The organism is Cylindrospermopsis raciborskii Cr2010, from assembly GCF_003367075.2.
GTDB lineage: Bacteria > Cyanobacteriota > Cyanobacteriia > Cyanobacteriales > Nostocaceae > Raphidiopsis > Raphidiopsis raciborskii.
In genome coordinates this window covers 2,384,276-2,404,361 of the sequence record NZ_CP065936.1, presented here as the reverse complement: position 1 = coordinate 2,404,361, position 20,086 = coordinate 2,384,276, and the positions used below count along the sequence as shown (strand labels likewise).

16 protein-coding genes are annotated in these 20,086 nt (G+C 38.6%); 5 read left to right on the top strand and 11 right to left on the bottom strand.

Features of this window, described 5'->3' with window-relative positions; all coding sequences use genetic code 11:
* Positions 1–6: 6 nt before the first annotated feature.
* The 4 genes from C6N34_RS10845 to C6N34_RS10830 form a co-directional block, all read right to left on the bottom strand.
* Positions 7–246 (bottom strand): hypothetical protein, encoded by a 240-nt coding sequence (locus C6N34_RS10845; protein ID WP_006276919.1) that lies wholly within the window; start codon positions 244–246, stop codon positions 7–9.
* Between the two features lie 120 nt (positions 247–366).
* Positions 367–915, bottom strand: coding sequence for a phosphate-starvation-inducible PsiE family protein (locus C6N34_RS10840; RefSeq protein ID WP_006276918.1), 549 nt, complete (start codon positions 913–915; stop codon positions 367–369).
* A 257-nt stretch (positions 916–1,172) separates the two neighbouring features.
* A complete protein-coding gene (locus C6N34_RS10835; RefSeq protein WP_115538789.1) occupies positions 1,173–2,081 on the bottom strand; it encodes a tetratricopeptide repeat protein in 909 nt (302 codons plus the stop codon).
* A 40-nt stretch (positions 2,082–2,121) separates the two neighbouring features.
* Positions 2,122–4,743: a DNA translocase FtsK gene (locus tag C6N34_RS10830; protein WP_115538790.1), complete on the bottom strand. Its 2,622-nt coding sequence runs from the start codon at positions 4,741–4,743 to the stop codon at positions 2,122–2,124.
* Between the two features lie 180 nt (positions 4,744–4,923).
* Between C6N34_RS10830 and recR the strand changes: the two genes are divergently transcribed.
* Positions 4,924–5,490: a recombination mediator RecR gene (gene recR, locus C6N34_RS10825; RefSeq protein ID WP_040008764.1), complete on the top strand. Its 567-nt coding sequence runs from the start codon at positions 4,924–4,926 to the stop codon at positions 5,488–5,490.
* A gap of 12 nt (positions 5,491–5,502) precedes the next feature.
* Here the strand turns inward: recR and C6N34_RS10820 are convergent, their stop codons facing one another.
* Positions 5,503–6,078, bottom strand: a complete 576-nt coding sequence (locus tag C6N34_RS10820) for a gamma-glutamylcyclotransferase (protein WP_006276912.1) — start codon at positions 6,076–6,078, stop codon at positions 5,503–5,505.
* 70 nt (positions 6,079–6,148) lie between these two features.
* Between C6N34_RS10820 and C6N34_RS10815 the strand changes: the two genes are divergently transcribed.
* Positions 6,149–6,886, top strand: a complete 738-nt coding sequence (locus C6N34_RS10815) for a lipoate--protein ligase family protein (RefSeq protein ID WP_006276911.1) — start codon at positions 6,149–6,151, stop codon at positions 6,884–6,886.
* Between the two features lie 303 nt (positions 6,887–7,189).
* Here the strand turns inward: C6N34_RS10815 and patD are convergent, their stop codons facing one another.
* Entirely contained in the window at positions 7,190–7,600 is a 411-nt protein-coding gene (gene patD, locus C6N34_RS10810; protein WP_236107011.1) for a heterocyst frequency control protein PatD, read from the bottom strand.
* A 132-nt stretch (positions 7,601–7,732) separates the two neighbouring features.
* On the opposite strand from patD, the gene C6N34_RS10805 reads away from it, so the two are divergent.
* Positions 7,733–10,003 carry a RelA/SpoT family protein gene (locus C6N34_RS10805; RefSeq protein ID WP_057177458.1) on the top strand — a complete coding sequence of 757 codons (2,271 nt, stop codon included), beginning with the start codon at positions 7,733–7,735 and terminating at the stop codon, positions 10,001–10,003.
* 16 nt (positions 10,004–10,019) lie between these two features.
* On the opposite strand, the gene C6N34_RS10800 is transcribed toward C6N34_RS10805, so the two are convergent.
* The gene (locus C6N34_RS10800) at positions 10,020–10,946 is read right to left on the bottom strand and encodes a cobalamin-binding protein (RefSeq protein ID WP_115538791.1); all 927 of its coding nucleotides are present in this window, start codon (positions 10,944–10,946) and stop codon (positions 10,020–10,022) included.
* A 158-nt stretch (positions 10,947–11,104) separates the two neighbouring features.
* Here C6N34_RS10800 and C6N34_RS10795 point away from each other — a divergent pair, with 158 nt between their 5' ends.
* Both C6N34_RS10795 and C6N34_RS10790 read left to right on the top strand, forming a co-directional pair.
* Complete coding sequence (locus C6N34_RS10795) at positions 11,105–11,986, top strand: ROK family protein (RefSeq protein WP_115538792.1); 882 nt, start codon at positions 11,105–11,107, stop codon at positions 11,984–11,986.
* Between the two features lie 159 nt (positions 11,987–12,145).
* Complete coding sequence (locus C6N34_RS10790) at positions 12,146–14,197, top strand: TonB-dependent receptor plug domain-containing protein (protein WP_115538793.1); 2,052 nt, start codon at positions 12,146–12,148, stop codon at positions 14,195–14,197.
* A gap of 172 nt (positions 14,198–14,369) precedes the next feature.
* Here the strand turns inward: C6N34_RS10790 and truB are convergent, their stop codons facing one another.
* The 4 genes from truB to C6N34_RS10770 all read right to left on the bottom strand — a co-directional run bounded on the left by truB (position 14,370) and on the right by C6N34_RS10770 (position 19,921).
* Entirely contained in the window at positions 14,370–15,245 is an 876-nt protein-coding gene (truB, locus tag C6N34_RS10785) for a tRNA pseudouridine(55) synthase TruB (RefSeq protein WP_057177454.1), read from the bottom strand.
* A 63-nt stretch (positions 15,246–15,308) separates the two neighbouring features.
* Positions 15,309–16,988, bottom strand: coding sequence for an alpha/beta hydrolase (locus tag C6N34_RS10780; protein ID WP_329606406.1), 1,680 nt, complete (start codon positions 16,986–16,988; stop codon positions 15,309–15,311).
* 338 nt (positions 16,989–17,326) lie between these two features.
* The gene (locus C6N34_RS10775) at positions 17,327–18,250 is read right to left on the bottom strand and encodes a class I SAM-dependent methyltransferase (protein ID WP_115538795.1); all 924 of its coding nucleotides are present in this window, start codon (positions 18,248–18,250) and stop codon (positions 17,327–17,329) included.
* A 45-nt stretch (positions 18,251–18,295) separates the two neighbouring features.
* Positions 18,296–19,921, bottom strand: coding sequence for a DUF3352 domain-containing protein (locus C6N34_RS10770; protein ID WP_115538796.1), 1,626 nt, complete (start codon positions 19,919–19,921; stop codon positions 18,296–18,298).
* Between the last annotated feature and the right edge of the window lie 165 nt (positions 19,922–20,086).

The following is a 20,086-nucleotide window of genomic DNA, read 5'->3' as shown; positions in this document are numbered from 1 at the left end:
AAAAACCTACATTTTTCCCTTTACCATTACCTGTTGCAGATGCTGGCGAATTTCATGAGCTTCATCAATTTCTGATTGACGTAATTTTTCAAATAGTTCCACGCAGGGTTGGGAATTTACCTCTTGTGCATCTTTAATATATTGTTCATAAGCTTGAACCGCTGCAGCTTTATTGTGTAAGACGGTGATAAAATCGTATTCTAAATTGCTAATTGGTTCTTGGATTTTTGTCTTAGTAGTAGTCATCAGTTTTGATTCCTTTTGCTGAGTGCATTTACTCCATAAATACTTAATTTTTCTCTGGGTTGCATCTCTCCAAGAGAGGAAAAACAATACTCGATTATACTACCTTTAGATAGAAGACCTCTAAATGATGCTGTTGTTCAAATTTTCATCTTCCTCTTCTAAATAATCGAATCCATTTGGCATTTGCTGGTTTTCTTGACCCACAAGTGGACAATATTTGGTATTTGCACTTATGCAGTCCATGTGAGGAGTTTTAGCACAAACCAGAAGCAGTCCACCCAGGATAAATAATAAACCACAAATTGCTGCTGTCTGCACTCCCGAAATATCTAGGGCACCATGCACTACCACTTCTCTCAACACGGAAACTATGGCTACTTCCACAGCTACACCTACGGAAATACTATGCTCCTGTAGATAAACTATTAGTAGTCTAAATAATTCTACTAGGATTAATACAAATAGTATTTTTGATGTCAATTCCTTATAGCCTATGAATTTAGTAATAGCAATAATTATACCCCATAATTGGATTAACATAACTGCAAATAAAGCTAAACACAATACCATGACAATCAGATCTTGAAAAGCTTCCATATTCCTGACTATTATTTGTCTATCTAGCCAGCGACCAGCAAATAAAAATCTACTCTTGAATCGTTTTTTCATGATTTTAACATTTTGGTGGTACTTAGCTAGTATACTGATAACAATTACTCGGTTTTTAAAAACTAGCTTTTTATTTATTCTATCTATAATTTATCCTTTGACATCGGGGTAGATGATGGTTTATTGGTAATTAGGAATTGGGAAATTTACTGGTGGGCAATTAAGTAGGGAGGCACGATTATTTATAGGATGGGTTAGCGGTAACTCATGGGGGCGTTGGGTTCAACCTACGTTCATGTCTAATTCCACTCACCCACTTATCTTCTAAGATTTCGTATTTGTGTCAACAGTTTCTCCGCATTATTTGCCCATGCCATATTGCCTTGTTTTTGGTATATATCTCTTGCATATTTTATTACTTTTATTGCTTGTTCATATTGTTTAAGTTGTACAAATACTAATCCCGCTCCGTAATAAGCATTGGGATAATTATAATTTGTCTGAGCAGCTTTTCTAAATGCTGATAATGAATCTTGTAGTTGTCCTTGCTCGAACAAAATTAAACCCAAATTATAATGAGCCTCTGTATAGTTAGAATTTAAACTTATAGCCTTAATAAATGTTGATTTTGCCAATTCTAATTTCCCTTGTTGTAAATAACAATTCCCCAAATGGTAAACTGGCTCTGCAGAATTTGGACTATATATTATTGCCTGTTGAAAAGAGGCGATCGCCTGTTGCCAATCTTTTTGCAGTTGTCTTGCTAATCCCAAATTATAGTGGGCAAAACCCAACTTTGGGTCTAATTGTAAAGCAGTTTTTAAATAATCGATTGCCAATGGTAAATTATTTCCTTCTAATAATGCCCCGCCTAAATTAGCAAAAGCTGATGCAAATTGGGGATCAGCTTGGGTGGCTTGATAGAATGCGTCTGCTGCTGGTTGTAATTTGCCAGTTTGTCGCAGTGCTAAACCTAGATTATAATGAGCGGGGGCTAGAGCTGGATCTAATTGTGCTGCTTGACGAAAAGCTATAATTGCGTCTTGTACTTTACCCTCTGAAATAGCTTTTAACCCCTTGTTTAACCAATCTAATGCTATTGGTTGAGTAGCTTGAACAACAAGTCCCATGGGGGATGAAATGGAAACCGCTGATTCCATGTTAATACATAAAATTGAGATGGTAATCAGCGTCATTAAAGGATATTTTTTTAGCCAGGTATTCATAATTTTCTGTTTAAAGGTTTCAATAGATAATGAATAGTGGTCAAGAAAACTGAATTTTTTCAGCGAACAAACTCTGGATTCTTTGTAATTCAGACCCAACTAGATAAACCAAATCCCCCTTACCCAATAAGTCCGCTGCTTGTGATATCTTTCCCCCTAAAATAATTTGGGAGTCCGCAGCACTTGAAGTGCGCAGAGCAATTCTTCCAGGAAGGTTGGAACGAATGATAGGAGTAACCACAGTAGCTTCTGGACGCTGGGTGGCAATAATTAGATGTATTCCCGCTGCTCTTGCCATTGCTCCTAAACGTTTAATACTCTGCTCTAAAGCAGTTCGGGTCTCTTTCTCTATCATGAAATCCGCATATTCATCAAATATACAAACTATACGTGGTAAAACCTGGGCACAGTTTTGATTATAAACTGTTATGTTGGCACATTTAGCCAGCTCAAATTTTTGGTATCGGGATTCCATCTCTGCTACTAACTCACTCATTAACTCTATGGCGCGATCGCTATTTTTTACGACTGGTGAATACAACCAGGGAATTGTTTCAAACTCAGGAAAAGTGACTCTTTTAGGGTCTACTAAAACAATTTTCAAGTGTTCAGGAGAATGTCGATAGAGCAAACTTAGGAGCAAGGATCTTAAAAACTCACTTTTGCCACTTCCGGTGGTTCCACCAACTAAAAAATGACAGGTATTAGGATCAGACAAATCAGCTTCTACTAACTTCCCATCAATATTCAATCCAAGGGCAATTTTTAACTTAGCAGTCGCAGATAAAAAATTCTTTTGCATATAATCTTCAAATCTGGCAATTTCTCGGTCTTTGCGGGGTAAATCAACACTTACATAGCCAGCTTGTGATGCAATTAAGGGTGGGCATTCTAGTCCCAATTGCACCCGTAAATCATCAGATAATTTCAATAAAGAATTCACTTTAACACCCAAATTAGGTTTTAATTTCACTCTTACAAATGCCGGACCTACTATAGCACCTTGATACTCCACACCAATACCAAAGGATTTCAAAGTGTTCACCAAATCTAACCCAATTTGATCGGGATTAAAGGGATTATTTTTCTGAGTTTTACTTGTTTGGGGGGAATTCTTACCCTCAATATTTGGGGAATCCTGATGATTAAACTCCCAGTTATTAAAATAGTTGTCAAAGTCGGGAGCAAAAAAAGTCTGACACTTTTGTTTTTCGGGGCAAATTTGACATAAGTGAGACTGGGATGTCATAGGAGGTGGATTGGGTTGGGGAGGTTCCCAGGTCAACCAATTTTGCATTTGTAATAATTTATGAGGTATGACTTGGTGAATATTATTTTCTAACTCTTCGGCAGTATATTTATACTCCTTGAATTCAGGTAGAACGCAATAAACAGCAACATTAACAGGTACTTTTTTTCTCTCAGATAATATATAGCTATACAGGGCGACCTGAGCCACTTGTGCTGATGTATCTATTGGTTGATAAGTTTTAAACTCTATCACAGAAAACCGGTTGGTTGCAAAATCAAATACCAAACAATCACATTTACCTCTTATCAGTTGTCTTTTACCATTTGGTAAATTAAAATCATGTTCTAAAACGCGATCCTCCCTCATAAAAGTATTAGCAATAAGTAAGTTGGCATGGCAATAATTTCGATTGCTAATCAATAACTCAGTGAACTTTTTAATTAATCCTGTTAATCCTAGCCAAACTTGATGTAATACCAAAGACTTGCTCTCTTCCTGGGTTTGAGAATAGGGAAAAAAGACAATTTTATAAAATGACTGCTGAAGCGCTAACACCACCTCTTGCAAATTTATTTCGTTAGGATGGGGATTAAATAGAGTTGTAAGTTCGGCATCATTCAGCAATAAATCGATAAATTCATCTGCCAATTTATGAAAAACATTACCAATACCACCAATCAAACCTTCCGGAATAAACAAAGATTTATTATTAAAACGATGATTAAGATAAAATATCCGAGGACACTCAAAAGCCAATCTTAGTTTGGTGGGAGTCAAAGAAGAATTTTCTGATTCAGGGTTTGCCATATCATGAAGGATATTGGGGGTAGTATTATCAAAATTGTTATTAAAAATACTACTGACAGCATCAGGATCGGATAATTCCATTAACCGACGATGAACAGCAGCGAGGTAAACCGTATCCATAGCAGCATACTTTAGTTGTTTTTCACACAGAGGTCGTTTTCCCCAATCACTAGCTCCTCCTTCCTTATCCACATCGGAAAAGTGACACAGTTCAACAGCTAAAGTTTTTAGTTTTAAGTTAGTGGTTTGTAAAATTCTATGTCCAATTTTTTTAGCTACTTTAAAAGTACAAGTAACGTTTTTAGCTGAGTTTTTACCTAAATATTTCAAATCAAAATCTGCATTATGAAACACCTTTTGAATCTGGGCATCAACCATAATTTGGCTAATAAAATATGTGGAAATATCGGGCTTATCTAAGACATCGAAAATATAAGCAAACTCACCGATTAAGTCCGTAGGGTTAGCCAATACCTGAATTAGTGATAACCTAGGACACGGAGTATTCCAATCAGCGATTTCCGTATCTAGCCACAGACTTTTACACTTAGCAAGCTGAGAAATTTGCTGGTAGATTTCCGCAGGATCTGTTAGGTAGTGCATTGTGTTAACTTCCGTTTACCTTATCTACTAAGCTTTAGTATCACCTAATTATAGTATAAGGTGTAATTTCCAGATGCTTTTTGCTAAACTTAGTTTTAACCTTGATTAGGATTACCATAAAATTACGTTTGTAAGCACAGGAGAAAATTTACGGTTTATACACGCCCCTTAGCCCGATTAATTGAACAATTACAACGCCTTCCCGGAGTTGGGCCCAAGTCCGCCCAACGCTTGGCTTTATATATCCTAAAGCGTCCAGAGTCAGAAATTGAGGCTCTTGCACAAACATTAATTGATGCCAAAAAACAGGTGGGTTTATGTCAGGTTTGTTATCATCTCACAGCAGAACCCGTATGTGAAATTTGCCGCAATCCCCATCGAGATAGTCAAACCATTTGTGTGGTTGCTGATTCCCGCGATGTGATTGCTCTGGAAAAAACCCGCGAGTATAGGGGTAAGTATCACGTCTTGGGTGGGGTAATTTCTCCTATGGATGGTATTGGACCTGAACAGTTGACTTTACAAGCTCTCGTCCGTCGGGTTAGTCAACAAAAACCCCAAGAGGTAATTATGGCCATTAGTCCTAGCGTGGAGGGGGAAACTACAACTCTGTATATAGCTGGGTTACTTAAACCATTTACCAGGGTAACCCGTATCGCTTTCGGTTTACCTATGGGTGGTGATTTAGAGTACGCTGATGAAATTACATTGGCTAAAGCACTAGAAGGTCGTCGGGAATTAGACTAACCATTACTAGATTCAGGAGTTGCAGGTCTTCTTAAAATTATTTTTACTAATATTAGAGGTTTGGTGCGATTTCTGTTGTAACCCGTGCATTTTGTCAAACAAATGCCAGCAATATTCTTCTGGTAACCCACAGGTAATTGCACCCCTTAATACTACATTAAAATACCAATCATTTGGTGGTATTTCCTCTAGTAATTTATTTACCACGACGTACGTGCGAACATTTTTGTATATTTCACCTTGGTGCTGAATCTTGACCATCTCACGACGATAGAATTCCTGGCATACCCCCTCTCTCTTATCCAAATTTTCGCTGAACCTCCAAGGTAGTTCATACAGCACACCCCTAACCAGGGATGCAGTATCTTGTACCACATCTAAAACTCCGCATTTACGTAAATGAGAGTAGCCATAAAATCTCAGTCTATATTCTTTTAGTATGCCATGTCCAACTACGTAAGGATGGACATTCTCACCAAGCGATCGCTTTAGGTCTACCGGGCACATGCAAGAACCATAGGCAAAATAGTAGAATGTTGGTTCTTTTGGTATCTTGTGTGTTGGTGCTTTTTGTTGTGATTCTTGCAACTGTTTTTTCCTTGCTCAGAATTCTACTATCTACCATACTATAGTAGTTTTAGTAGTTTTCCAACTTTTTGTGGTCAAACAAATTTGGCGGTTAATTCCCTGTTTTCCAGCACCTGGTAAAATACAAATGGCAGTTGACAGGTGGTTACTACAACAGCATGAGCACCAATCTTTAAAAACATACTCTGGAATTCTCAGGTTTTATACCTGGTCTCCCCCAGCTATTTCCCTGGGTCATCATCAAAAAACATACCCAGAATTTTGGCATGACTTAATTTGGCAAGGTGAGAAGATAGATTTGGTCTCTCGTCCCAGTGGTGGTAGGGCGGTTCTACATCAAGGTGATTTAACCTATACCGTTATCACATCAGGAATAACCGGGAACCGATTGCAATCTTACACCAAGATTTGTGACTTTCTGATTCAAGGATGGGGGTCACTTGGGGTACAATTAAGCTATGGTCAAGCAGGAAGGGGTTATATTCACAATCCCAACTGCTTTGGCACTGCAACGGGTGCAGATTTAATTCTATCAAATGGTGCTAAACTGATTGGTAGCGCCCAACTGCGAACTGATAAGGTCATTCTCCAACATGGCTCCATGGTTTTGGAACCGGATCAGGAGCTGTTTGAGACCATATTTGGTGAAGGTTCCTTTTTTCCCATTAGCCTCCCTAAGAGTCTGACTCAGGAAGTTATTATTCCCAGTTTGATTGCTGCTGCTTGTGATGTCTTTAATATGGTTCTAGAAGAGGAACCTCTTTCCCCGGAAGAGTGGCAAGAAATTATGGCATCTGATCCCCACTAAAGCTACACAATCAAAAAGCGCCCAGGAGTGTTGCCGTGTTTCCACCCTAAGCGCCTTTTGAACTTTGCTCCTCACACACAAATAGAATATATCACTAGTTTTAGGAAAATGGCAAGAGGTTTCATGGAAATTTTATATTAGTAAATTAAATCATTCATCCTGTGTTCATATTGGAGTCATATCGGTTAAGATCGTTGATGTAGTCTAGAAATAAGTCTAGTGACTCCCATTCAAAAAACGATAGCATTTATATAAATTTATCTTATCATTCTCCCTATATGATAGTGAACCGGTGGTTAATCACTAACAGCTTATTTCTAATATGTTTTGACAATATCTAATTAAAATTTCAGCTCTTTGTTGAATACTTTCCAATCGTGATTTTATAGTTAGTGTCTGTTTTGCACTTTGTAAAAACATCATATCAAGTTCTAATAAACGTATCTGTTTACTTATCTCTGTTTGATAAGACTGCTGACGAGATTCCAAATCACTAAAGACGGCAATTTCTCGCGCAAAAAAACCGCTGATCTCACCCAAAAGGGATTTCCAGGTGGGATCGTAGACATGGGCTTTGTTAACATCTGACAACAATAGCTCAACCAAGGTTTTCAATTCTTGATATTTTTGATATTTAAAGGACATTAGGACTTCTATTTCTTGAATCTGGAGTACAATTATATCTTCTAGAATCAGATTACTAGGTTCTGCCATGATCGCAAAAATTGATGGCAGAACTCGATTCTTAATCGATTTACAGCCAAAAACACCCAGTTTCAAGACTATATCCACAGTTTTGAAACCAAATACCAAAAGCATTAACCCACTAAAAAACCCACTATTCCTATGACCAGCTTTATTGATCCTTTGACAAAGATTAACCTACCTCAATGGCTAAAAAGATGCCTTCAAGAAAACACTAGCAACAGTGGTTCAGGAGAGGATGACCGAAGGCGTAATGATAACAATTTAATTTGCAGTGCCTTAAAGTTTGCTTATGAACTACATGAAGGACAGTACAGAAAATCGGGAGAACCCTATATAGCTCACCCAATAGCAGTAGCTGATTTGTTAAGGGATTTAGGTTGTAGTGCTACTATGATAGCAGCTGGGTTTCTACATGATGTAGTTGAGGATACAGAAGTCACAATTGAGGATATAGAACAGAAATTTGGTCATGAAGTCAGACAATTGGTGGAGGGTGTGACTAAATTATCGAAAATTAACTTCACCAGCAAAACCGAAAGTCAAGCAGAAAATTTTCGGCGAATGTTTTTATCCATGGCCCAGGATATCCGAGTGATTGTAGTGAAATTGGCAGACAGGTTACACAATATGCGCACTCTACAGTATATGTCGGAAACCAGTCGTCGTCGCAGTGCCCAGGAGACTAGAGACATTTTTGCCCCCCTAGCTAATCGGTTGGGTATTTGGCACATTAAATGGGAACTAGAAGACTTAGCGTTTAAATATTTGGAACCGGATGCTTATCGAGAAATTCAAGAACACGTGGCGGAAAAAAGAACCGCACGGGAAGAAAAATTAAACAAAGCTAAGGAGGTATTGCGGGAGAGAATTGAACAAGCGGGAATTAAATGTTTGGATATTAGTGGCCGTCCTAAACACCTGTATAGCATTTATCAGAAAATGCAGCGTCAGCAAAAGGAATTTCATGAAATTTATGATTTGGCTGCATTAAGAATTATTGTAGAAACAAATGAGGAATGTTATCGCGCTTTAGCAGTAGTGCATGATGCTTTTTGTCCCATTCCCGGTAGATTTAAAGATTACATTGGATTGCCTAAACCTAATCGTTATCAGTCTTTACATACATGTGTAATTGGTTTAACTGGTCGTCCCCTAGAGGTGCAAATCCGCACAATGGAAATGCACCATGTAGCAGAATATGGTATTGCAGCTCACTGGAAGTATAAGGAAACAGGTGGATCTACAGCTCAAGTTACAGGGACAGATGAAAAATTTGCCTGGTTACGGCAATTATTAGACTGGCAAAGTGATTTGAAAGATGCCCAAGAATATTTAGACAGTGTTAAAGATAATTTATTTGAAGATGATGTTTATGTTTTTACCCCTAAAGGAGATGTGGTTGCTCTCAGTCCAGGCTCTACTAGTATAGACTTTGCCTATAGCATTCACACAGAAGTGGGAAACCACTGCGCAGGAGCAAGGGTAAACGGGCGCATAGTACCCCTATCAACCCGACTACAGAATGGGGACATTGTTGATATTATTACTCAAAAGAATAGTCATCCTAGTTTAGACTGGTTGAATTTTGTCAGGACTTCAGCAGCAAAATATCGAATTAAACAATGGTACAAACGTTCCCGAAGGGAAGAGAATATTACTAGAGGTAAGGAATTATTAGAGAAAGAATTAGGCAAAACCGGATTTGATCACCTGTTAAAATCTAACCCCATGCAAACCATAGCAGAAAAGTGCAATTATCACAATGTGGAAGATTTATTAGCAGGTTTGGGGTATGGAGAAATTACCTTAAATTTAGTCTTAAATCGCTGGCGAGATATAATCAAGTCACAGCAGCCCGTAGCTGACATAATTCCGTTTTTACCTAAAGATTTATCTCCTAAAACTTTTAAGGACAGCTTTCCCACCACGTCCAAGTCCACTGACTCGCCAATCTTAGGAGTAGAAGGTTTGGTTTATCATGTAGCTGGATGTTGTACACCAATTCCGGGAGAACCAATTATTGGTGTGGTAACTAGAGGAAGAGGTATATCCATTCATCGTCAATCCTGTCATAACTTAGAGCAGGTAGAATATGAACGGTTCGTACCTGTACAGTGGAATACAGCTATGGAACATCACCACCGTCCCCAAACATATCCCGTGGCCATTCAAATCGAGACCCTGGATAGAGTTGGTATTTTAAAAGATGTTCTATCTAGACTCACTGATCAAGGTATCAACGTCCGTCACGCTGATGTAAAGACCACCTCCGGTCAACCAGCATTGATGAAGCTTGGTATTGAAGTCCGCGATCGCAATCAATTAGAACATTTGTTTGTGCAGATCAAAAAAATGAGTGACATTCTGAATATTCGGAGGGTGGGTGAAATGGAGAGCTCACCAACATAAGGCCTATTATCCGTTGTTAATTGGCCAGTTCCCACCCAGTGCCCTGATAACCATATTCAAAAATATCCGGGTGTAGGATTTCTGCCAAAATCTCTACAGAATCAACCAATCGTGGTCCTGGTCGATTAAAATAGGCGTTGCCATCTGTGACAAATACTCTTCCAGTTTTGACAGCATGGAGTTTACCCCAGTCTGGATGTTGAGTCAATAACTTAGCTTCCTGTTGAGTCCTTTCTAAATTAAAGCCACAGGGCATAAAAATAATTACATCTGGATTAGTTGCAACTAGAGTTTCCCGGTTAATGCGGGTAGAGGGTTTACCCATAACGGTAAACAAGATTTTTCCTCCCGCCAAATCTACCAACTCAGGTATCCAATTTGCCGCAGTCATCACTGGGTCAGTCCACTCAATACAAGCAACTGTCGGCATTTCTCCCAGGGAAAGTCCACCTATTCTTCTATTGCAAATTTTTACCCTTGCTTCTAAATTTTCTAGTATTTTTATTGAATTCACTCCAAAAGTTTGACCCACTCTTTCAATATCACCCCATACATCTCCTAAGGTGGTAGGTTGTAAAGAAATAATGTCAGGTGAAAGATGGGTAAGTTCCTTCACAGCTTTTTCCACATCTGACAAAGTAACCGCACAAACATTGCATTGAGCTTGAGTAATAATATGAGTAGGTTTTAATTTTTCTAGAACATCTAATTTAATCTTATAAATGCCCAGAGCAGACTGAAGAATTTTACTTACCTCATCGTGAATAGTACTACTGTTGCCATTACCATTTAATCGGGCTTCGGTACAAATAGGTACACCAGCTATTTCTGGGGGATAGTCACACTCATGGGAGCGACCAACAATGGCATTTTGGAGTCCCAGGGTAGCTACTATTTCAGTAGCGCTGGGACTTAAAGACACAATTCTGATATCTTTTTCCATAGGTTTCACCTCCTCAAAATTAGGAGTTACAAATCAAAAACAAATTCACAATAAAAAGTAGTCCAGTATGTGCAACTTCTTCACATTTAGTATTATAATCTTATTTCTGACACATTCATGTGAATAGTACATCTATCTTAGGGGGGAGGGAGGGAATTATGGGACTGGTAATTGGTATTGATCTGGGTGGAACATCCATAAAATCAGGCGTATTTGACCCTAATGGTAAACGCTTACAAAGCATAACATTACAGACTCCTAAACCAGCGACTCCAGAAGCTGTATTATCTACAATGTTAGAGGGGATAAATTCCCTGATTAAGCAAAATGATAGAATCCTAGCCCTAGGGGTAGGAACTCCAGGCCCCGTGGATGCAGCGGGGAGAGTTGCCAAAGTGGCCATCAACCTTGAGGGATGGGACAATGTACCCTTAGCGGAATGGTTAGAAAACCGTACGGGAATACCCACAATTCTTGCCAATGATGCCAACTGTGCAGGGTTAGGAGAAGCATGGTTGGGTGCAGGGCGTGATTTTCAAAACTTGATCTTGTTGACCTTGGGAACCGGTGTGGGTGGAGCCATTATTTTGGATGGTAAACTATTTGTTGGTCATCAGGGTGCAGCAGGGGAGCTAGGACTAATTACTCTTAATCCCAATGGCCCATTATGTAATAGTGGTAATCAAGGTTCTTTAGAACAATACACCTCCATTGGTGCTATTTCTCGTCGCACAGGAAAGGACCCAGCTATACTAGGGAAATTAGCTCAACAAGGTGATATTCAGTCCTTGACTTTTTGGCAAGAATATGGTAAGGACTTGGGCATTGGTTTAACCAGTTTAATATATGTACTTACCCCCCAAGCAATTATTATTGGTGGTGGTATTAGTGCTAGTTTTGAGTATTTTTTACCAGCAATGCAAGAGGAAATTGAAACCCGGGTTTTACCAAGTTCTCGTATAGGTTTACAAATTTTAAAAGCACAATTGGGTAATAGTGCAGGTATGGCAGGTGCAGCAAAATTAGCTTGGAATAAGTAAGTTATTTTGCGTTTAAACCGTTCCTTTGGTGGCTGTAATCATTGACAGGTATGGACTGCATTAGAAATTTGCACGATGAACACCCTAGTATGACAACCTGTCTGTTGACAGTTTTTTGACTGGGGGAGAGAATACCCACATCAGGTGTGAGTTAAAAATATGAAAAGTAGGTTTGTTTTATTCCCGGTTTTTTTATTGAATCTGTTGGTGGTTTTTCCTGCTTTTGTAGGTGGTAAGGCCCATGCTTTAGAAATAGATGGGAACCCACCCGGAGCGATCGCCAGTGAATTTTCCATCACAAGTAGTAGTTTACCAACGGAGCAAGATGATTCAGATATTTCCGTAGATGTGATAGGAGAAAAAGACGTTCTACCGGAATCTACTCCCACATATATTATTGACAAAGAAGAGATTCAAAAGCAAGGTGCGACAAGTGTAGCTGACGTTTTAAAAAGAATGCCCGGTTTTACTATTAATAATGTAGGACATGGAGCGGATATTCACACTGGTACATACTATAGAGGTGCTTCCATTGATCAATCTGTATTTTTAATTAATGGCAGACCAATTAACACTAATATTAGCACCTATCATGGAGCTACAGATTTAAATAGTATTCCCGTGGAATCCATTGAAAGAGTTGAATTATATAGCGGTGGTGCTGCTTCTTTGTATGGTTCCTCTGCTTTTGGTGGCGTGGTTAACATCATCACTAAAGAAGGCTCTTCCAAGCCAAAACTTACTGGTACTGTAGAATTTGGCTCTTTAAATTTTAATAATCAACAGTTGAGTTATTCCGGTTCTGGTGACAGAGTTAAATACAATTTAAGCTTTGAAAGATTCTTCATAGACAACCGTTATCCCGTACCCGAAGGAGCAGCTAATCGCAATCCTGCTGATGGTTTTTTATTCAATGCTGATACAGGGGTTAGTACCTATTTTGGTCGTGTGATTTTAGATGTTAACCCCAAAAATTCTTTGAATTTAGATGTGAAGAGTATTGCCAGTCGTCGGGGTTTAGTTTACTTTGGATTTCCCCTGCAAAGGGATAGATTAGACCATGATGCTATAAATGTGGGATTATCCTGGAAAACTCGATTAGCTCAAAACAATGATTCTAATCTCACCACCACCGTTGGCTATAACCAGGATTATTTTAGTACCTATGGACCAACAGGTGCAGGTGGAATATTCAATCGCACAGGAATCCTAGATACTAAACAAATTACTGCTAGGGTAGATCATGAGTGGAAACTGAGTCTCAATAATCAATTACGCTGGGGGTTAGATTTAAAAAATACTGATTTAAAGGGAGATGTTATTAGTACCAACCCAGCACTTGCTGCCAAAAATGAGAAGGAAGATAGAAGTGTTCTCAACACAGCTTTATTTGCAGTCAATACTTGGAAGATTACCGATGATTTTTCAGTTGATTTGGGTTTAAGACAAAATATTGACAGCAAATTTGGCAGTTATTTAAATCCTAGTGTGGGTTTAAAGTATGCGATTAATCCCGTAGTTGCAGTGCGAGGAAGTTGGGGGGGAGCCCAACGGAATCCGGGGTTAGACCAGTTATATGTTTTTGACACAGTCCATAACTGGGATCCTAATCCTGACTTAAAACCAGAAACTGGTTCCACTTGGACCGCAGGGTTTGATTTTAATATATCTAGGAACTTCTTGGCCCAGTTAACCTATTTTGGCAGTAGTCTGGATAATCGCTTGTCTCTTGCTCCTCGTCCCGCTCCCAATCCACCTCAATGGGACAATGTAGGGTTGGTAAATACCAATGGTTTGGAGGGAGTTTTACAATATAGGTTTGCTCCTAATTGGTCTAGTTTTGTCAATTATACTTACACTGATGCGCAAATTAAAACAGGAACAGAAAAGGGAAGACAGTTAGGTTTGATTCCTTATTCTTTATTACAAAGTGGTGTGGGTTATGAAAACAAAGGTTGGGGGGCTAATTTATATTTGACTTATAATAGCGGTACTCGTCGTGCTTTGTTTACTAATAATAATGCTGGTCAGCAAGCTACAGACTTTGCTCCTAGTTTTGTTAATTTAGATTTGAGTGGTCGCATTCCCATGGGTAAAAATGTGGGACTGACTTTTTACCTAGAAAATCTCTTGGGTGAACAGTATGAAAAGGTAAATCGTATCTACAGTCCTGGTTTCACTTTTAGAGTGGGTGTCAACGCTAATATTTAAGTCGGTGAGTGGAATTAAATATAAGATGAACGTAGGTTGGGTTGAAGTATGAAACCCAACATCCTCATGGGTTAACCCATCCTACAAATAATTGTGACTCCCTACTTAGTTGGTTTACTTGGGATGGTGGAAAACCATTGTGGAGTTTCTTCCATCCTAAGAAATAGCAAGTTTATACTGGTTCAAACACCATTTGAGGTATGAGAATCTCATTTTCTATTTTACCAATTCCCAAAAAGTTGTTATGCTGTCCGTAAACCCTAACTAAATCCATTAAACTAACTTCTACTGGCACTTTTTGTCCTTGACACCATTTTTTGGCAATTGTTTCCTCCAGGTTAATAAATGACAAGTTTTCTAATGGTGTATCCGGAGCAATAGGTTTAAATGTCTGGGACTGTAATTGGTTTTCTATGTCTAAAAAACTCAAACTGTTTTCTAAATCAAAACCACTACTTTCAGTTCTAGTCAATTTAGCCAGAGTCGCGCCTGTTTTTAACACTACCCCTAAATCCCGGGCGATCGCACGAATATAAGTACCTGTACCGCAGCATATAACTAAATCCAATTCAGGAAAATCACCAGTACGCCAACCCAGAATATCTATTTTGAATACTTGTACAGTTCTCGTTGGCGCTTGGAAGATTTCTCCCTGTCGTGCCAAATCATACAATCGTTTACCATCCACTTGGATAGCGCTATAACTGGGAGGTATCTGTTGAATTAACCCGGTAAATTGCCCAATTTCCCTTTCTATGTCAGTTAAATTTAAATGGGGACAAGGTTCACAAGTAAGTACTTCCCCTTGTAAATCATCTGTGGTGGTTCTGATCCCAAAGCGGACCGTAGCTTGATATGCTTTATTGCCAGGTAAAAATTGCAACAGTCTTGTAGCCCTACCAAGAGCAATGGGTAATACTCCCGTAGCTGCTGGGTCTAGAGTTCCTGCATGTCCTACCCGTTTTAACCGAAGCAATTTTCTCACCCTAGCTACGCAGTCATGAGAGGTCCAGTTATCAGGTTTGTTTAAATTGAGAAATCCTTCCACGAAATAATTAGTAATTTCTAAGTTATAGTTTCTAAATTATACTTTATTATATTTTCTATTTCCCTACTCTGGTTGCTCCTTGAATAGAGGTAATAACTGGGGAGTTTTTAAAAACCGAATCAGAGTTAAACCCAAGGACTGACGAGAAATCTTTTGAGCATAAGCAGCATTGAGGTAGGGGAGATATTGTGGTCTCCCCCATACATAGCTTTGGAAGAAAGGCAAACTTAAAGTATTGATATAGGTATGGGCCTGATCCGTGTCTCCGGTTAATTCTCGTGGTAATAGTATTTGCTCGCTTCCTGGTTCACTATTGCCAATGCTAGAAAAATGAGTTCCACCTACCAGCATAACCAGAAATTTATTAACCTTATTTAACCAGGAAAAAGGAAGAATTTGCTCATATAACGCTGGTGAGACAGCGTCTTGACTGCTGCTAATTAACATAACTGGAGTGGCAATTTCATTTAATCCATCCTCTCCAAATATAGAACTGATTAAAGGGTTAACCGCAATCACTGCTTTTATTCTATCATCCCGTAAATTAAGGGTTAAATTTGGTTTTAGATTAGTTTTGAGATTAGTGTTCAAGTCTCCGTACAACTTCAATTTTAACTTAACTTGTTGTTCAGTCAAGAAATTATTGGGCAATTCTAGGGCCCGACATTGAAGTAATAAGGACATGTTCCAGGTTTCCCCCAGTGCATTGGGAGTACAATCCTTTTTTAGTTGCTGAAAGTTAATTTTTGCTCCTGCTAATGCTAGGGCGGTGTAACCTCCCAGAGATTGTCCAAATACTCCCACCTGTTGCAGATTCAATTTACCCTGGAATGGTATATGGATCCGGTCAATTTTTTCTAGTTCATCTAAGATATATTTTATATCAAGAGGTCTATCAATCAGCTCTTTTGCTTCTTCTAATTTAGTGAGATTAATTTTTTTGAGCAGCACGTCAGGATGATTGGGAACAACCACAGCTAATCCATGAGAAGCTAGATGTTTGGCTAAATAGCGAAAATTACTACTATCTAAACCTAATCCATGGGAAATAATTATCACTGGAATCGACTGATGAAAATTATTACTTTCTGGAATATAAATATCTGTTAATAATTGCCGATTGCGACTAGTATCAAAAAAATTCTTGACAGATTTTTTAACTATGAAATTACCTTGATTTTGCAAATCTGGTAAAACGGATAAATTCCCTTGGGGAATATTAGCAGCTTCTTTTTTTGATTGCTCTTGTATAATGGCGATCGCCTGATTTGTTTTATTAATTAACCGCTCTAAATTCTTAGCCACATATAAACCATGGTCTAGGTCTATATTCACACTATAACCAGGGTAATTTTTCACTAAGTTCAATAATGTTAAACCCTCTGGTTGTGCTGATGCAGCAACTATAGCAGTGCGTAAATTTTCAATTTGTGATGTTGATTCCCCAGATTTATTAGTTATTAGTTTTGCCAATCTTTGTAATATAAACTCCCCTGGTAAGGTATGAAGAAACTGTTTAGTAGTGGCAGGATCAATACGTATTTTTATGGAGAGTATTTGTTTTAAATCTTGTAACTGCTGGAGGGAGTTTTGATAAACTGATAAATCATTATCTAGCACTCCCGTTTTGGTATATTTTTCCAAACTAAGGACTGGAATGGGAATTTCTAAAATGGAATAATTAACATATATTTTTTCTGCTGCTGTAGCGGAACTACCGATGCTAAAAGTTGGTAGTAGCATTGATAGTAGCAATAGAAGGGAATTTTTTTTGACTCTGTTGGGGAAATTGGGGAAATTACCAAATAAACTCTTCATATCCGGGGTTTTTTAGTGCGTTTAAGTAGGATTTTGATTTGGTAGTCATATAAACACCTGGTAAGTTGATACATTGATATACCCCTTTTTACCCCCATCCTCTGGATATTTCTGAGCAGTCCTTTGGAAGTGGTGAAAAGAGGGATTTAATAGGGAGATTACTTCGAATCCGGGGGTTATTTCAGGGTTCTTTGATACTTTTTTACCTGTCAATAAATCCCCCGTAATCCATATATGAGGGTTGTTGTTCACAGAGCGGGTCATTACTTGATTACTTGAGCAATAACAGTTCTGTGCCTAGGACTATTGCTAGTCATAGTTGGAGTTTTAAAACCAGCATCTATCAATGATTTCTCCATATCTAGGGTAAAGTAATCATCTAAATAGGGTTCTGTACTTTTTAGCAAGGTAAAAACATAAGTGGGCATTTTTTTGTAAATCTCTGATTGGGGATTCATGTCCATAATGGTCAAATGACCACCTGGACGTAAAACCCGTCTTGCTTCCACAAAGATCTTTTGAGTAGCAGACTGGGGTAATTCATGACACATTAGAAAAATAGAAACCAGATCATAGGAATTATCTGGCATTCCTGTAGACTCCGCTGCTGCATGAAGCCAATTAATGGAATTTTGATATTGAGGACTTTTTTGAGAACGATAATTAGCAACAGCTAAAAAATAGGGAGATAAGTCCAAACCCGTAATTTGGCTTTGGGGATAAATTGCTTGTAAAGCAAAGGTACTCATTCCCACACTGCAACCTAGGTCTAAAATATCCTTTGGTGTGTCGGGGATCAAGGTTTTCAGGATATGGTGGTAGCTTTGTCTAAGTTTGGCATCTCCGTCAGGAAGAAAATCTGGCCAAACCTTTGCATGAACTGCATAAGCAGCAGATTCTACCTCAAAAGCAGCTTGCCAACTCATATTACCCGTTTCGTATGCGTGAAATGAGGTAAGATAGTAGTCTGGATAGGTAAGTTGAGGATCTTGCACTTGGGCCAGATCATTGCTCCAGTCTCGTGCTTGCAACTTTTCCACTTCTTGATGCCAATTTATACCTATTTTTTGGGCCCGTTTAATCATCATTTCTCTTGCTTGGTGTTTAGCAAAATCAAATAAGGGCTTAATGGAAAGTACCCTATTGACCAAGTTTGAAGTTAAATCGGGTTTGATAGCAGTAGTCATGTGGATGGTTAGATGATGAGCAGTTGATTTACGATTGTATGCTTCCTACCTACTCGGTTTCAATCCCAATAACATTTCCAGTTGAGTGGTGGACTTATTGGGGTTGTGAAAGGTCATCCCAAAACCGCGAATTGAAGATAAAATGGCAGTTGTATCTGGTGGTAGGGGTTGACCTGATATACTATTGATTATGGGGATGGTTTTGTCCATATCCAGATAGAAATAACCACCGTTGGGTTTTTCTAGGGAACTAATTACAGACTTAAAATTGTTGCTTTTGTCAATGGTTTGTCCCTTATTGTCAGCCAGTTTCTCCCCCACCGCACCCCCAAGCGCCATAAATACGGTATCTTGATCTGACCAACCATGGGTAAATAAAATCCCTCCACCCGGAACCCCCCACTCCGTAATGCTTTTATTGTTAATGTTCCTTTTTGCTACTGTTAATGACTGCTTTCTGACTAAGTCATCTAGTTTCTTTAAGGTTGTTTCCGCTGTCGGGCGATCGCTCGTATCAAAGACCATTGCTATACCAAACCCACTATTAGCTAGTAGTCCTTGATTTGACTTGACTGCGCTCCAAGCAAACTCCCCGTCCATCCAGCTAAATATGTCTTTATTGAGGTCAATATTAGCATTGTTTTGGAATTGTTGTTTTACTTGTTGAATCCCTTGCCAAATTTGAGGATCATTTTTTGATTCGTCTAAGAAAGTTAGCCAGGTGCGATTAATGTTTTTCCCTGTGACCAAACCAATAGTATCTCCAGGAACCAGTTCCAGTATTTTGGAAGAACTGCTTTCATACTCAAACTTGTTTAGTTGAGGATCTAAATTTACCACCGCTTTAAACCTGAGTCCCCAATCATCAATCCCAACCTTGGCTACTAGTGATTTTACTCGCTTAATTTGTTCCAAAACTTGTGGTTGTAATGGTCCAGCATTCGGACTTGACGCACTTAGTTCCTTGATCATCTTACCATAATCAGGTACATATATTTGACCTAGACTATTTTTTACATCTACTGTTTGAGAAAGAATAATTTTACTTGCTTCCGCATTTGCAAAGGAAGGTTGACCTTTAAAAGTATCAATAGCTTTTTGTACAGTTTCCTTTTGATCAGATAATAGTATATATGTACTGTTTAACAAACAAAGATAACTAGACTTACCCTTGTTATTACTAGAAATAATTTTCTCCCCCTTGTAGTTGAACTCCTCAGTTTTGAGAGTCTTTTGCTGTCTTAATTTATTAGCAAAATTTAGGGCACCAAACTTATCCTTAATGCCAACCACTAGTAGATTAGGTGCTGAGGTAGATAAATTCCCATTAGAGTTTGATGGTAATACAGCAAGGGTGACACCACCAATCCAGGGTTGGATATCCTTTTCATAGGAAATATTGTTTTCAAATATACTTTGATTGACGGACTGTAACCGTTGAGTTACTATTTGTCGTGCTTGGGAAGTGCCAAATTTACCCAGTTTACTCCAGAGTTGTGGATCTGTATTGAAGTAGGTTACCATTAAAGTGTTGCTGGGAATTAATTTAGCACTCTCTAACGGAGTTTCACTTGTAAAAGAATTTAGGTACAGATATGTAGCTATGCTCCCTGCAACCACCATGGTAGCGCCAACAGCGGGAATTAGGAACTTGGATTTACTCTTAGCCATTGTCATCATCCTCTCGGGTTGAAAATATCTTAAATAGTAACAAAGTCCATTACTAAGTTTCTGGGAGTTAATTAATATCTGCTTAATGATAATCTGGATATGATTTTGGAAAATTTTGTTAACGATTCCAAATTACCCAATATCAGATGATACCAATATATGAAA

Coding starts and splice junctions, on each gene's coding strand:
- C6N34_RS10800 (WP_115538791.1), bottom strand. CDS start 10,946: ATGGAAAAAGATATCAGAATTGTGTCTTTAAGTCCCAGCGCTACTGAA.
- C6N34_RS10795 (WP_115538792.1), top strand. CDS start 11,105: ATGGGACTGGTAATTGGTATTGATCTGGGTGGAACATCCATAAAATCA.
- C6N34_RS10835 (WP_115538789.1), bottom strand. CDS start 2,081: ATGAATACCTGGCTAAAAAAATATCCTTTAATGACGCTGATTACCATC.
- C6N34_RS10840 (WP_006276918.1), bottom strand. CDS start 915: ATGAAAAAACGATTCAAGAGTAGATTTTTATTTGCTGGTCGCTGGCTA.
- C6N34_RS10775 (WP_115538795.1), bottom strand. CDS start 18,250: ATGACTACTGCTATCAAACCCGATTTAACTTCAAACTTGGTCAATAGG.
- C6N34_RS10805 (WP_057177458.1), top strand. CDS start 7,733: ATGACCAGCTTTATTGATCCTTTGACAAAGATTAACCTACCTCAATGG.
- patD (WP_236107011.1), bottom strand. CDS start 7,600: ATGGCAGAACCTAGTAATCTGATTCTAGAAGATATAATTGTACTCCAG.
- C6N34_RS10830 (WP_115538790.1), bottom strand. CDS start 4,743: ATGCACTACCTAACAGATCCTGCGGAAATCTACCAGCAAATTTCTCAG.
- C6N34_RS10770 (WP_115538796.1), bottom strand. CDS start 19,921: ATGGCTAAGAGTAAATCCAAGTTCCTAATTCCCGCTGTTGGCGCTACC.
- C6N34_RS10845 (WP_006276919.1), bottom strand. CDS start 246: ATGACTACTACTAAGACAAAAATCCAAGAACCAATTAGCAATTTAGAA.
- C6N34_RS10780 (WP_329606406.1), bottom strand. CDS start 16,988: ATGCTACTACCAACTTTTAGCATCGGTAGTTCCGCTACAGCAGCAGAA.
- C6N34_RS10790 (WP_115538793.1), top strand. CDS start 12,146: ATGAAAAGTAGGTTTGTTTTATTCCCGGTTTTTTTATTGAATCTGTTG.